Origin of the sequence: Sphingobacterium sp. JUb56 (assembly GCF_014191365.1) — a bacterium.
GTDB classification, from domain to species: Bacteria; Bacteroidota; Bacteroidia; order Sphingobacteriales; family Sphingobacteriaceae; genus Sphingobacterium; species Sphingobacterium anhuiense.
This window is the reverse complement of sequence record NZ_JACHWL010000004.1, coordinates 130,367-145,684: the sequence shown is the minus strand read 5'-3', so window position 1 is coordinate 145,684 and position 15,318 is coordinate 130,367. Positions and strand designations below refer to the sequence as shown.

Annotated in this window: 12 protein-coding genes; 8 read left to right on the top strand and 4 right to left on the bottom strand. The window is 34.6% G+C overall.

The window, feature by feature from the left end:
* The first annotated feature begins 3 nt into the window (after window positions 1–3).
* Window positions 4–513 (top strand): gamma carbonic anhydrase family protein, encoded by a 510-nt coding sequence (locus FHR29_RS25990; protein WP_132771751.1) that lies wholly within the window; start codon window positions 4–6, stop codon window positions 511–513.
* Here FHR29_RS25990 and FHR29_RS25985 read toward each other — a convergent pair.
* From FHR29_RS25985 to apaG, 4 genes are all read right to left on the bottom strand, one after another.
* On the bottom strand, window positions 510–2,084 hold the full coding sequence (locus FHR29_RS25985; RefSeq protein WP_232789371.1) for an Ig-like domain-containing domain: 1,575 nt from the start codon (window positions 2,082–2,084) through the stop codon (window positions 510–512). The genes FHR29_RS25990 and FHR29_RS25985 overlap by 4 nt on opposite strands.
* Window positions 2,085–2,270: 186 nt before the next feature.
* A complete protein-coding gene (mnmG, locus tag FHR29_RS25980) occupies window positions 2,271–4,130 on the bottom strand; it encodes a tRNA uridine-5-carboxymethylaminomethyl(34) synthesis enzyme MnmG (protein WP_132771753.1) in 1,860 nt (619 codons plus the stop codon).
* Window positions 4,131–4,230: 100 nt separating this feature from the next.
* On the bottom strand, window positions 4,231–6,090 hold the full coding sequence (locus FHR29_RS25975) for an ABC-F family ATP-binding cassette domain-containing protein (RefSeq protein ID WP_183918289.1): 1,860 nt from the start codon (window positions 6,088–6,090) through the stop codon (window positions 4,231–4,233).
* A 465-nt stretch (window positions 6,091–6,555) separates the two neighbouring features.
* Window positions 6,556–6,942, bottom strand: a complete 387-nt coding sequence (gene apaG / locus FHR29_RS25970) for a Co2+/Mg2+ efflux protein ApaG (RefSeq protein WP_132844966.1) — start codon at window positions 6,940–6,942, stop codon at window positions 6,556–6,558.
* A gap of 126 nt (window positions 6,943–7,068) precedes the next feature.
* On the opposite strand from apaG, the gene FHR29_RS25965 reads away from it, so the two are divergent.
* The 7 genes from FHR29_RS25965 (at window position 7,069) to FHR29_RS25935 (ending at window position 15,317) form a co-directional block, all read left to right on the top strand.
* A complete protein-coding gene (locus FHR29_RS25965) occupies window positions 7,069–7,776 on the top strand; it encodes an SAM-dependent methyltransferase (protein WP_183918287.1) in 708 nt (235 codons plus the stop codon).
* 454 nt (window positions 7,777–8,230) lie between these two features.
* Window positions 8,231–8,731 (top strand): hypothetical protein, encoded by a 501-nt coding sequence (locus FHR29_RS25960; protein WP_021189291.1) that lies wholly within the window; start codon window positions 8,231–8,233, stop codon window positions 8,729–8,731.
* On the top strand, window positions 8,721–9,821 hold the full coding sequence (locus FHR29_RS25955; protein ID WP_183918285.1) for a Nif3-like dinuclear metal center hexameric protein: 1,101 nt from the start codon (window positions 8,721–8,723) through the stop codon (window positions 9,819–9,821). The genes FHR29_RS25960 and FHR29_RS25955 overlap by 11 nt, the downstream gene beginning before the upstream one ends.
* Complete coding sequence (locus FHR29_RS25950) at window positions 9,821–10,573, top strand: zinc ribbon domain-containing protein (protein ID WP_021189289.1); 753 nt, start codon at window positions 9,821–9,823, stop codon at window positions 10,571–10,573. The genes FHR29_RS25955 and FHR29_RS25950 overlap by 1 nt, the downstream gene beginning before the upstream one ends.
* Before the next feature lie 141 nt (window positions 10,574–10,714).
* The gene (locus FHR29_RS25945; protein ID WP_183918277.1) at window positions 10,715–14,014 is read left to right on the top strand and encodes a S41 family peptidase; all 3,300 of its coding nucleotides are present in this window, start codon (window positions 10,715–10,717) and stop codon (window positions 14,012–14,014) included.
* Window positions 14,015–14,197: 183 nt separating this feature from the next.
* Window positions 14,198–15,127, top strand: a complete 930-nt coding sequence (locus tag FHR29_RS25940) for a CPBP family intramembrane glutamic endopeptidase (RefSeq protein WP_183918274.1) — start codon at window positions 14,198–14,200, stop codon at window positions 15,125–15,127.
* Window positions 15,102–15,317, top strand: coding sequence for a DUF2007 domain-containing protein (locus tag FHR29_RS25935; protein WP_021189284.1), 216 nt, complete (start codon window positions 15,102–15,104; stop codon window positions 15,315–15,317). Before FHR29_RS25940 ends, FHR29_RS25935 begins: the two co-directional genes overlap by 26 nt.
* The last annotated feature ends 1 nt before the right edge of the window (window position 15,318 follow it).

The following is a 15,318-nucleotide window of genomic DNA, read 5'->3' as shown; positions in this document are numbered from 1 at the left end:
ATTATGGCCTTCATATTACCAGTAAAGGGTATTAGCCCTAAATTTAAAGATAACTGCTTTATAGCGCCTAATTGTACTATTGTAGGTGATGTTGAGCTGGGAGAGCATTGTTCAGTTTGGTTTAATGCTGTCGTAAGAGGAGATGTAAATTATATCCGTATCGGTAATTATACCAATATTCAGGATGGGGTTGTTATTCATTGTACGTATCAAAAGGCTGGTACAACGATCGGTAACTATGTGAACATTGGCCATCAGGCGATGGTACATGGTTGTGTTGTACATGATTATGTGCTGATAGGTATGGGGGCCATTGTTATGGATAATGCTGTGCTAGAAAGCCATGTTATTATTGCAGCAGGAGCTGTTGTTTTGGAAAATACAGTATGTGAATCGGGGTATTTATATGCTGGAGTGCCGGCTAAAAAAATAAAAGCGATAACTGATGAACAAAAGTTATTGTTACAGCAGTTACCGCATAATTATGTGCTTTATAGTTCCTGGTTTGATTAATTTAAGTCGTTCAGTTCCTGTAAACTGAACGATTCATTTTGCTCCCAGTTAGCACGTATTGTAAAGGTTTTGTTTAAATATACTAGGGGTTCTGGTTGCGTTGATTTATAAACTTCTCCAGGATCCCAAATGCCATTCTTGTTATCGTCGCGTATTATTCTGATGGAATATTTACCACCGGGGAACTCTTTATAAGCTACTTTCCCGATTGAATTATTGAGAATATCTCTTCGGAATACTTTTTCTTTTTTCTCATCAATAAGTTCTACGATGTACTGTCTTGCACTGTCAATGGCAGTAAAAGTAAACGTTATATCGCCGTAATTATCACTATCATCATAAGCGAGTGTCAGCTTTTTCTCTTTATTTTTTTCACCGAAATAGCCTTGCATTGCGCCTTCTTCAAGAATAATTTCATAGTTTTTTTGCTTTCTCCAATTGTATCTTAAGTGATAAAGATTGGCAACATTAGTATCCAATTGGAGTTGAAAATTTGTTTTAGCAATGCTATCTTCTATCAATTTTACTTTGCTTTTATCTATTAATTTTATAGGTGTTAAAGATGATATTGTTAGATGTTTTACGCGGTCAACTTTACCTGTAGATGGAGAAGTTGTTGGAACAATTGATCTATCTAATTTCAGATTCGATTTCTTTACCAATATGGTATCAAGTACTGTATTGTTTTCTGATAAGACAAATTTTAAAGAATCTCTTTCCAGGTTATTAATAAAAATTAACGCTGAATCCTGTGCTTCTGAGTACTTAACAATTTTTGATTTATCATTTTCATCATCATTTAGTAGCACTAAGTTTGGCTTTTTAATACCCCTATTGAAAACTAAATGTATCCGTCCTGTGTTTTCAATTTTCTTGTCAACTACTCTAAATTTAAGTGGTGTACCTTTTGATATTTGAAGATTAATATTCGTTAGGTCTTTGTCCAATACAATGGAGTCTTTTAAGAAACCGATTAGTTCATCTGCGCCGTTATAGATACGGTCATTATTTGTTTCCTTTAGTGCATAAATGCGATAGGTATTAGCTCTTAGATTACTTATTTTAAAATTGCCAATTGTATCTGTTTGCGCAAAAATATTGGCTTTCTTTTTGCCAAATATAGAATCCTGACTGACTGGAATTAGTAATACCCGGACTTCCTTTTCTTTCTCCTTTGTCAAAGCGTTGGTTACATTTCCTGATATTGATAATGAATCAATCTGATCTCCTGTTGCAAATACGTAACTGTAATTGATGATTGGATTACTCGCATTATAATCAACGAGACCCTTTCCAAAATTGATGGTATAGGTTGTATTCTGTTCTAAAGAATCTGGTAAGGTAATTTCGAGTACTTTCTTTTTAATTTTAAATTGTGGTGGCTTATCCATATCAGGAGAAACACTGATTTCCTTTTGCTGATTATTGAGTTTAATATACTCATCTAATGTGATGCTAATTTTTTTCTCTTTGAAATTTTTTGAGAAATTCTTAGGAAACTCATTGAGTACAACCGGTGCAATTGAATCTTTCGGTCCACCTGTTGGCTGCTTTATGCTTGCACATTGCACAGTTAATAAAATCAGAGAAGAAAACAAGCTTAAAAGCACTAACCTTGTGATTAGTGTGCTTTTAATGCTTTTTAAGCTTGTTTTATTTTTTTTTGAATGTTGATTCATAAATGAAATAATAATACTTTATATCGCTCTATTTTGCATTGATAATATTTATTATACAAGTAACTGTAAATCAGATTATTATGACATATGTACCATTAAAACACTGATATCAGATGGTGATACACCTGATATTCTGGATGCCTGGCCCAATGTTCTTGGTTTTACCTGAGCTAGTTTTTGTCTTGCTTCTATCGACAACGAAACTAAGGAAGAATAATCAAAATCTGGATTGATTTCTCTATCTTCCATTTTTTTCATTCTGTTTACGATTTCCATTTCTTTCTCGAAGTAGCTTTCATATTTGACTTTGATTTCCGCCTGCTCTATTGTCTCTTTGTCAAACTGGTTTAAATAGGATCCAAAATCTGAATCACCTTTCGCGAGGTCATAGATATTGATTTGTGGTCTTCCTAGTAAATTAACCAATTTTGTTTTTTGTGAAATCAAGCTTGATCCAACTTCGTCTAAGATAGGATTCATCTTATCTACTGTTGTTGAATTTTGTTTAAGATACTGAATAATATGATCTGAATTTTTAATTTTCTCATTTACTTTATTCAGTCGCTCATCTCCTACTAATCCTAATTTATGGGCAATTGGTGTTAATCTGATATCTGCATTATCTTGTCTTAGCAGTAAGCGGTGTTCTGCTCTGGAAGTAAACATGCGGTATGGCTCATCAGTTCCTTTTGTTACTAAGTCATCAATTAGTACGCCTATATAAGATTCAGATCTTTTTAAGATTAGTTCTTTATCATCATTAATGCGTTGATGTGCGTTGATACCTGCAATGAATCCTTGCGCTGCTGCTTCTTCATAACCTGTAGTACCATTAATCTGTCCTGCAAAAAAGAGATGCTTTACAATGAGTGTTTCCAAAGTTAGATCAAGTTGCATAGGTGGAAAGAAATCATATTCTATAGCATAACCTGGTCTGTACATTCTTGCATTTTCAAACCCTGGGATCAATTGTAAAGCTTTTTGTTGCACGTCTTCCGGTAAAGAAGTGGAGAAGCCATTAACATAAATTTCATTCGTAGTCCATCCTTCTGGTTCTACAAAAATCTGATGTCTTTCACGTTCTGCAAAGCGATTGATTTTGTCTTCTATCGAAGGACAGTAACGTGGGCCGAGACCTTTAATTCTACCTGTGAACATAGGCGATCTTTCAAAACCTGTTTTCAACATTTCATGTACCTTATCATTGGTATATGTGATCCAGCAACAGCGTTGCTCTGTCGGTAATGGAGTATCTGTATAAGAGAACCGACCTCGATTATCGTCGCCCCATTGCTCTTCCATCAAGGCATAATTTAAGCTTCTTCCATCGATTCGCGGAGGTGTTCCTGTTTTCATTCTACCGGACTCGAAGCCTAGTGATACAAGTTGTTCTGTTAAACCTGTTGCTGCCTTCTCTCCTGTTCTCCCGCCACCGAATTTCTTTTCGCCAATGTGAATGACTCCATTTAGAAAAGTTCCATTTGTTAGGACTACTGCGTCTGCTTCTATTTCTATTCCTAAAGAAGTGATGACACCGCAAGCTTTTCCATTTTTAACGATCACTTCTTTCACGGTATCTTGCCACATGTCTAATGTTGGCAGAGCTTCCAGTTGTAATCTCCATTCTTCTGCGAATCGCATACGATCATTCTGCGTTCTGGGACTCCACATGGCAGGTCCTTTCGACAGATTAAGCATTCTAAATTGAATAGTTGATTTATCTGCGATGATACCTGTATAGCCACCCATGGCATCAATCTCTCTTACGATTTGTCCTTTTGCTACTCCACCTATTGCTGGATTACAACTCATCTGTGCGATTACTCCCATATTCATTGTAATGAGAAGTACAGATGAACCTAGGTTTGCAGCTGCCGCCGCGGCTTCACAGCCGGCATGTCCTGCACCAACTACGATAACGTTATATTTTTTAAACATCTTATTTTATTTCAAAGTTCCACGTGAAACGCCGGAATTGATTTTTTTAGTTTTTATTATTTATTACGCTACGTTTCACGTGAAACGTAGCGTGTTGTTTTTACATCAGTTCTGCTAGACTCAACCATCTTTCAGATTTGACGTCTATACTATTTTGTATATCTTCTATTTCTTTTGCTATACTTGATAGTTGTACGTGGTCCACCGTAGAATGAAGTGTATTGTTTTTTTCTACCAAGAGTTCTTCCAATTGCTGTATTTCTTTTTCCAGTTTATCGTACTCCAATTGCTCTTTATATGAAAGCTTTTTCTTTTCTTCCTTTACTTCTTCTTTCTTTTGAACAGGAATATCTTTTTTCAGTTTTTGTTCTTTTAGTAAGATATCCTGCTCTGTTTTATAATCGGCATAATTACCATTATAGATATCAATTTTTCCCTCTCCCTCAAATATGAATAATTGCTCTGTCAATTTATCGAGTAGATATCTGTCGTGAGAAACTAATATAAGTACGCCATTATAGTTCATTAAGAAATCTTCTAGAACATTTAAGGTGTCAATATCAAGATCGTTTGATGGCTCATCGAGTATTAGGAAGTTCGGGTTTAACATCAGCACGCGCATTAGTTGTAGACGCTTACGCTCACCCCCACTCAACTTGCTTACAAAACCAAATTGTTTTTCAGGAGGAAACAAAAAGTGTGTCAATAATTGTGAAGCAGTGATCACTTCACCATTTGCCATCTTGATATATTCTGCTACATTTTTTACAACATCTAGAACTCGATCTCCTTCACTTACTTCTAAACCACCTTGTTTGTAATATCCATAAACGGTCGTTTCACCTACAGCAATACTACCACTAGTCGGTACTTCATTTTTGGTAATTAGATTTAGAAAAGTAGATTTACCTGTTCCATTCTTACCGGCTAATCCAATACGGTCACCTTTTTTGAAAACATAAGAGAAATCACTGATGATGACTTTATCTCCATAATTTTTAGAGATATGTTCCAATTCTAAAATTTTAGAGCCTTGTCTACTTATTTTAACACTTAACTGAACAGAGTCATTTGCTTTTTGAGCTTTGGATTTATCTTCAAGCTCATAGTAAGCATCTATTCTAGATTTTGATTTTGTACCACGTGCTTGCGGCTGTCTTCTCATCCATTCTAGTTCCCGACGTAATAGATTTCTACTTCTTTCTACCATTACTGCGTCGATCGCTTCGCGATCAGATTTTTTCTCGAGGAAGTATGAATAGTTTCCTTTATAAGTAAACAGCTTTCCCCTATCCAATTCTCTGATCTCTGTACAAATGTTATCTAAAAAATAACGATCATGGGTAACCAGTAATACAGTTTTATTTCCTGTTGTCAAAAGTTTTTCAAGCCATTCTATTGTTTCAATATCCAAATGGTTGGTAGGCTCATCTAGAATGTAAACATCCGGTTCGTCTATTAAAAGTTTTGCTAGAGCTAGTCGCTTACGTTGTCCTCCCGAAAGACTCTTTATATCTTGATGAAAATCGACAATATTAAGTCTATTCAAAATAGTCTTAATATTATACTCATACTCCCATGCATTGAGGGTTGTTATTTTTTCTGTCAGCTCTTCTAATTTATTCTGATCAATTTCTGGCATAGCCAAAAGCTCTTCATAATCTCTAATTAATCGCTGTTCTTCGTTGTCAGTTGAATATATAAAATCGTTAATGGAGGTTAATCCATCATATTTAGGATCTTGATCTAAAAAACCAATCTTGATACCTTTTTCTTTAACAACTTTTCCGGAGGTAGGCTCTAATTTGCCACCTAATATGGAGAGAAGGGTTGATTTTCCTGTTCCGTTAATACCTACTAAGGCTACTCGATCCCCTTTTAGAAGTCCAAAATGTAAATCTTTAAAAAGCCATCTATCATGAAATGAATGACTTACTTGTTCAGTTGCTAATATACTCACGTTAATTTCCTAATTTTTCTTGTTCAATAAATTGCATAATTTATACATAAGAAAAACATAAACTATTGATTACTAGTGTTTTATGTTTTTCCTGTATTTTCAATACACCTCTATGTATTAAAAACTATGAATATCTACCCTCTAGTATAAATAACTTTGATAGTAGTAAATTATATGCAAAAGTTAGCACATTGCTAACGTATTATTTTATTAAGAATAAATGACAGTTGGTCATTTAATAGGAGATTTTTAAATGTTGGTCCCTAGCAACAGTATGTCCAAGTTATTCAAGCAGATTTTATCACATGTAAAATCAATCGCGATGAATAAGGAAGATATATGAATTCGATTATTTAGAAAATAATTTCCACTCACAAATGTATCACGCAAAAGTAAGTAATTTTCGCCTTTTATATGTAATCTTTGGAGAAGATCTGGATAAGATGAAATGCAGGTGATAATGATCTAGTTCAATACGTAATTTGCAATCAAGTTAAATCTAGGGATGTCAACTTTGAATGAAGAGTCGTCTATCAATTTGATCATATTAAAGTAACCTTCCATATAGCCCATCTCACTTTTTAAATTGCATCCTGATGTATATTGATGCATTTGACCTGGTTCAATAATGGGCTGTTCCCCGACCACACCATCACCATATACTTCATTATGATCTCCGATTGAATCGAAAATATTCCAGTAGCGGCTCATGAGCTGAATACTTGAATCACTTAAGTTTTCTATACTTATTAGATAAGCAAACATAAAATGATCTCTTTCTGGATTAGAATATTCAGGTTGAAAAACGCATTCTACTGAAATTTTTATTCCTTCTGTTATTTGAGTTGTCATATATAGTTTTTTTGCTATGCAACTAAGTTACTAATAATGAGTTTAAATACTCAAAAAAATGATAAGGTTTTACATTATATTGAAAAATGCATCTGTTATGAAAGACAATTTAGTAGGTTTGTAAATATGCAAAAAGGTACACTATTTTTGATTCCGGTTCCTCTTAGCGAGGAAGCATCAGCAAAATCTTTCACTTCCTATTTAGTGGAGACAATAAATAGCTTGGATGAATATATTGTAGAGAATGAGAAGACAGCACGTAAGTTTCTTAAACAAGCTGGACTTAAGATTCCTCAAAAGGATTTGATCATTTATGATTATGGTAAGCATGCAAGAGATAAAGGAAACATTAAAGATTTTTTCAAGGGCTTACTAGCAGGTAAAAATGTCGGTCTCATGTCCGAAGCTGGTTGCCCAGGTGTTGCTGACCCCGGTGCTGATATTGTGGCTGAAGCACATCGTCAAGGAATTAAGATTGTGCCATTAGTTGGGCCTAGTTCTATTTTATTAGCCTTAATGGCTTCGGGTTTTAGTGGACAAAAATTTGCTTTCCAAGGATATCTACCTATTGATAAAACAGATCGTTCAAGACGTATAAAAGAATTGGAGCTACAGGCATCAAAGGAAGATCAGACACAAATTTTTATAGAAACTCCTTTCAGAAATAATCAATTACTTGCCGAACTATTAAAAACATGTAAAGGACAAACTAAACTTTGTATTGCATGTGATCTCACAGATGATGCTGAATTTATTAAAACATTGACTATTGATCAATGGAAAAAGAGATCCGATGATTTTCATAAAAGACCAGCTATATTTTTGCTTTACTAGTAATGGTCTCCCCTACCCTAGTATGGTAAGTTCGCATACTGAAATTAAAAACCTCATTTAGGAGTTTTAAACGGGGTGGAATAAGGTGAGTAAGTACTTATTTACTCTGTTATTTTAGCTATTGATAACGAATAGTTTTTGAAATGTGTTGTATTAAATGATTCCATGTAGACTGCAATCATTATCTCAGTTGTATACGGCATACTATGCTTTTGAAATACACGTCTGATTATTAATTAGATATATTTTTCATATAAACTTTATTTTTCATAAAACTTGCTAAGTTGCAGGAATACAGTCGGATAATAATCTAATAAATCCCCCACTCTTTCACTATTTGGGAATAGGTTAAAGCTTTTAATATAAATATCATTTTAAGGGTAATTGATCAAAATCGACGAATAAAGAATTTAAAAGAATTGGTATCTTTACTGCATAACGAGAATTAGCACAGATGGATCAAGTAGAATTACAAGAACAGTTATTGAAGGAAATTTCAAAGCCGGAGTTTATCTATACAGTAATTGCAATTTATATTATTCGTATTGTTATTTGGCTGTTTTTAGCCAATACGATGAGAAAGACATTATTATTGGTGTCAGAAGAAAATCAATGTATAAAACCTAATCAGGTATTTGGTATCGCTATTCCTTTATTTAATATTTATTGGAATTTTGAAGTAGCAAGACGTTTACGGGATTCGTTAATTAATGAATTTTTTGATCGTAAAATCGCTGTAGATGAATCTCCGACATTTAAGAAAGGTTCACTATATGGCTGGATATATTTGGCGACAAATATTCCATTACCCCCATTTATATCTGTTGTTGCTATAATTTTTCATTTTGTAACCATGATTAATTATTGGGTTGATATCAAAAATTATAAGCGTATATTAGAGCAACATAATACTTTTAGGGATCAAGAAGAATTAGAGAATAAACATGAAGATTAAGGAAATTACTGCTTATCTGGAAAGGATAGCACCATTAGATCTACAGGAGTCGTATGACAATTGCGGTTTAATCGTGGGAGATCCGGATCAAGAACTTTCAAAAATATTGATTTCTTTAGATTGTACTGAAGAGGTAGTTGATGATGCAATTGCTAAAGGATGTAATTTAATTGTTTCTCATCATCCCATTGTTTTTAAAGGTCTGAAGAAATTTAATGGAAACAATTACGTGGAGCGTACTGTTATAAAAGCAATTCAACATGATATTGCGCTGTATGCTATTCATACGAATCTGGATAATATAACAGGTGGTGTTAATTCAAAGATAGCCTCCCTGTTAAATCTTCAAAATCAGGCTATTTTAGAACCTAAATCTAATCTTTTGTATAAACTTGTGGTCTATGTCCCACGAAGCCATGTCGAATTGGTTAGAGAAGCTCTATTTGATGCTGGCGCAGGTAAAGTTGGGGCCAAATACGATCAATGCAGTTTTAATACTGCCGGTTATGGTACATTTAGACCTCATGGCGAAGCACAACCAACTATTGGGGAAATTGGGCTACAAGAAAGAGTGGAAGAGACCAGAATTGAAGTTGTTTATACAAAAGCTATTGAACGTAAAGTTCTTTTGGCTATGTATGAATCACATCCTTATGAAGAAGTTGCTTACGATACGCTTAAACTGGAAAATAAAAATCAAGAAGTCGGAGCTGGAGTTATTGGAAATTTAGAAAGTCCTATGTCTGAACAGGATTTTTTAGCCTATTTAAAAAATAATTTAAACCTGCAGGTTATTAGACATACTGCTCTACAAGGTAAACCTGTGTCAAGGGTTGCCGTATGTGGTGGTGCCGGTGGATTTTTATTAAATACCGCAAAGCGGTCTGGAGCGGATTTTTTTGTTACAGCCGATTATAAATATCATGAATTTTTTGATGCAGAAAATCAAATTGTGATTGCAGATATCGGTCATTATGAAAGCGAACAATTTACGCAAGAATTATTGTTCGATATAATTACAGAAAAATTTCCTAACTTTGCAGTCCTAATAACAGAAGTAGATACAAATCCTATAAAACACTATTGTTGATGGAACAAACCGTAGAACAAAAATTGAAAGCATTATGGTTATTACAGGCCATACATACTAAAGTAGATAAAATTCGCCAAATTAGAGGAGAATTACCTATCGAGGTTGCAGATCTTGAAGATGAAATTGCGGGTTTAGAAACACGTATCGAAAAGATCAGAACAGACTTAGATGAGTTAGAAGATTCGATCGTTAAGCGTAAGAACATGATTAAAGACGCTCAATTGGCTATCAAAAAATATGAAAGTCAACTGAACGAAGTAAAAAATAATCGTGAATATGATGCTATTTCGAAAGAAATTGAAATTCAAGGATTAGAAATCCAAGTTTGTGAAAAAAGAATTAAAGAATTCGAATTCGAAATTCGCAATAAAACAGAAAACTACGATACGACAGTATCTAATTTAGAGTATAGTAAAGGTGAGTTAGAAGGTAAAAAGAAAGAATTGGAAACAATTACTTCTGAAACTCAAAAAGATGAAGATGATTTGTTGGCTAAAGCTGAAAAAGCGGAAGCTAACATTGATGAACGCTTAAATAAAGTTTATTACCGTTTACGTAATTCATTCAAGAATGGTCTAGCAGTTGTTTCAATTGACCGTGATAGCTGTTCAGGATGTCATAATAAAATTCCTGCACAACTACAATCTGAGATTCGTCAACGTAAGAAAATTATTATCTGTGAACACTGTGGACGTGTTTTAGTAGATGAAGGTGTTGTTTTAGAAATAGAACAAGACTACGGTTTCTAAAAAACAGCCTTATATTGATATTTAAGCCCCAATTTTTTAATTGGGGCTTTTTTATTGCAACTTAATTGATATACATAATTTATTGATAAATTATTGGTTATTTTTACAGCACAATAAAAACCCTATTTTATTTTTAAATATATGTTAAAACCTAAACTTCGATTTTTAGGATTAGTAATGGCTTTATCGGGTGCTTTTTCAGTAGAAGCACAAGAAACTTTGTTATTGAGAAGTCCTAGTATTAGCGCCGAAAATATTGCTTTCGTATATGGAGGTGATATTTGGATCTCGGATAAATCTGGAGCAAATCCAAGAAGATTAACGACAAATCCTGGTGTTGAACAAAACCCCATCTTCTCACCGGATGGAAAAAAGATTGCTTTTACAGGTAATTATGATGGTAATACAGACGTTTATGTCATGCCGATTGAAGGTGGTGAACCTAAACGTATTACTTTTCATCCCGCATCTGATGTGCTGCGAGGCTGGCTAAATAATAATGAAGTATATTATACCACAACCCGCGAATACAATTATGCATTAAGTCCACGTTTATATTCTTCATCTGTTACTGGATTGACATTGGACAAATCGCTTCCTATGCCAGAGGCTTATCAGGGTAGCCCTTCTAAAGATGGACGCTATTGGGCTTATATAAAAAATACAGATCCTACGGAACGTGACCGTGTTGCTTTTAAGCGCTACAGAGGCGGTGGTATGCCATCCATTTGGATTTTCGACACAAAGAGTAATCAGATCGAAATAATCCCTGGAGAGCGCTGCAATGACGTTAAGCCGGTATGGTTGGATAATAAGGTTTACTTCCTTTCAGACAGAGATAAAATTGTCAATATTTTCTCGTACGATGTCAAATCAAAAAAAATCGATAAAATTACCAATTTTACTGACTATGACGTCAGAACATTGACGGGCAACGGATCGGAATTGACCTTTGAACAAGAAGGAAGAGTACACATTTACAATATCAATTCAAAGTCTTCTACAGCATTAAAAATTAATGTGAGTAATGATGCGTTGTATAAAAGACCACATTATGATAATATGCGTGATGATATTCGCACTTTGAACATTTCCCCTACCGGGCAACGTGCTCTTATAGAAGCGAGAGGAGAAATATTCTCTGTACCTAAAGAAAAAGGCGAAGCGCGCAATATTTCAAATTCTCCAGGCGCACATGACCGCTTTCCAAGCTGGTCTCCGAACGTGAAATGGGTTTCCTATATTTCGAGTGAAAAAGGGAAATATGTACTTCAATTACGCGATCAATTTGGAAAAGATGAACCTCTAATGTATACTTTAGGTGAATCTAATTTTTATTTTGAACCTACCTGGTCTCCTGATTCTAAGAAATTGTTTTATAACGATTCTCACTTGAATTTATTTTACATTGATATCGATAGTAAAAAGATAGTCAAGGTAGATTCGGATAGTGAGAGTGCTCAGACTGGACGTGTTTTTAATCATTTCCAACCAAGTTGGTCACCTGATTCGAAGTGGATTTCTTACATTAAAACACTTCCAAATTCAGTTTCAGCTGTATTTTTATATAATCTTGACAGTAAAAAAAGCACGCAGATCACAGATGGTATGAGTGCTGTTCGATCTACTTCGTTTAGTCGAGATGGTAAGTATCTTTTTTTCACAGCAAGTACAAATGTAGGATTGACAAATTCTGGACTGCATATGTCAGCAACGGAGCGTCGTGCTAATTATGAAGCATATGCATTCATTTTATCCAGTAAAACACCTTCTATTTTCAAAAATGAAAGTGATGAAGAAACGATAAAAGAAGAGAAAGAGGAGTCTGAAAAGCCTAAAGAAACAGCAAAGGCTAATAAAAAGAAAAAAGACGAGAAGAAAGAAGAACCAAACAAAGAAGCTTCAAAACCTGCGGTACAGCCTACAGAAATAGATTTTGATAATATCAATAATCGAATTGTTGCGCTTCCATTAGGTGATGGTATTTATGGTATCAACGGATCTGTCGTCAATCAATTGACATATGTCAAGAATGGCACACTCTATGCTTATGATTTTACAGATTTCAAAGAAAAAGATCTTGTCGCAGGTATCCGCTCATATGCTATCAGTGCCGACGGTAAGAAAATGATTCTTCAGACCAGTGCAGGTATTAATATTGTAACAGCAGGTCAAAAAGTGGCAAGTCCTACAACTGGTGTATTGAAATTGGATAATATCAAACAATTAGTTGATCCTGTTGCTGAGTGGAAACAAATATTCGATGAAGTATGGGCAATGCAGAAAGATTATTTCTACGTTGAAAATATGCATGGAGCAGATTGGAATGCTGTAAAAACGAAATATGAGAAGTTCTTGCCTTATGTAAGTCACCGTTCTGATTTAGGTTATTTATTGAACGAAATGATGGGCGAAATGGTTGTTGGACATAATTATATTTATCCAGGCGATCAACCTAGTGGTCCTTCGGTTAGTGTGGGTGTTTTAGGAGCTGATTATTCTATTGATAAAGGTTTTTATAAGCTTGATAAAATTTTTACACGCTTAGATTGGAATCCATCATTTAAAGCGCCTTTGTCTGAACCGGGATTAAATATCAAATCGGGAATGTACTTAGTAGCAGTAAATGGTACAGCAGTTACTGCCGATATGGACTTGTACAGTTTATTTGATAATACTGTCGGTAAACAGGTAAGTATTAAAGTCAATACAAAACCTAGTTTAGTTGGAGCTAAAGAATATGTGGTTAAACCAATATCATTTTCTGATGAGATGAGTTTAAGAAGCACAGAGTGGATGGAGCGCAACAGAAAGCGTGTGGAAGAATTAAGCAAGGGTCAGATCGCGTATATTTATATGCCTAATACCGGTGGAGAAGGATACACTGCTTTCAATCGCTATTATTTCTCGCAGATGGATAAAAAAGCGGTATTAATTGATGAACGTAATAATGGTGGCGGTTGGGTTGCCGATTACGTTATCGATTTATTATCCCGTGATTTAATCGCTGGATGGGGAATACGTGACGGAAAGGGATTCAATACCCCAGGTAATGGAATTTATGGGCCAAAAGCAATGATTATTAATGAAAATGCGGGTTCCGGAGGAGATATGATGCCTTATATGTTCCGCCACAAAGGATTAGGAAAATTGGTAGGCCGTACCACTATGGGTATTTTAGTTGGTATCAGCGGTTATCCTCCTTTATTGGATGGAGGAAGAATCACTTCACCAAACTTTGGTGTATACGATTTGAAAGGCAATTATATCATCGAAAATGAAGGTGTTGCTCCAGATATTTTCGTTGAGCAAACACCTAAGGATTTGATAGAAGGTCGTGATCCACAATTGGAAAAAACGGTTCAGATCTTGTTGGAAGAAATGAAAAATTATCCCTACAAGAACATGAAAAAACCGGCTGATCCAATTCGGGTTAATTAATTGAAAAATATGGAAATCCCGTTTCATTTTAAATGAAACGGGATTTTTTTGGTTTACAGGTTTCTATATCCAGATAGACGTTGTTCTAGATGCAGGATGATAGCTTAAAGTAGATCTTTTAGAAGATTTTGAGGTAATAAATTTTAATTGTAATATATTTATGAAATAAATTAAAAGTACTACATGGAAGAATTAGTGACAAAGATAAATCCCGGAAAATCTTTATTTAGATTATTGCTTTACATGATCGTTTTGGGTGTAAGTATTCAATTGGTATTGATGGGATTATCACTATTGGTTATGAAGATTTTGTCTCCCGAGAGCCCGTTCAGTTTATCTTTTTTTCAAGAAAATACAGTGGCACTCAAAGGGATGTTGCTGATCAGTAGTGTTACAACATTTATTTTACCAGCTTGGATCTTATATCGTAGCGAATCAGGCATTCATCCCTATTTTCAAAGAATAAATAAGGTTTCATCATTACAATATCTTTTTGTCTTTGCGGCCATGCTATGTTTCATTCCTATGATGTCATTGCTTGCGTATTGGAATGAATCTATGCAATTGCCCGATAGTCTTCAAGGTGTACAGCAGTGGATGCGTGCTAGTGAAGATAGTGCCGCTGTAATGACTAAACAAATTGTAGAGGAGTCAACTTGGGGCGGTTTATTGATCAATCTGATCATTTTGGCAGTGGTGCCGGCCGTAGGTGAAGAAATGGTTTTTAGAGGCTGTCTACAAAACATTTTTGGACGTTGGATATGGAATAAGCACGTGGTCATTTGGTTAGTAGCAATAATCTTTAGTGCATTTCATATGCAGTTCTTTGGATTTATTCCTAGAATGCTTCTTGGTGCCTTTTTTGGATATCTCTATGTCTGGAGTAGAAACATATATTTGCCTATTTTTGGTCATTTTATTAATAATGCAAGTGCCACCATTACAGCGTTTTATTATACAAGAAAAGGGATACCTTTCGAAGAAATGAATAACTTTGAACAAGAACCAATTTGGGTTTACCTTGCAAGCTTAATATTTACTGTTATTTTTGTAGTATTATATTATCGTTCAACTAAAAAAATCCCATATGGAGCAAGGCTGGAAGAAGATTAAAGTGTATACTAATGCAATAGAAGCTGAGATCGTTAAACAAATGTTAGAAGAAAGCGGGATACCTGCTATTGTATTAAATAAGCAGGACTCATCATACCTTGTATTTGGTAAGATTGAGCTTTATGTGAATCAACAAGATGAGCAACAGGCATTAGTTTTAATCGAATCTACGACAGAAAGCGAAGATTAGT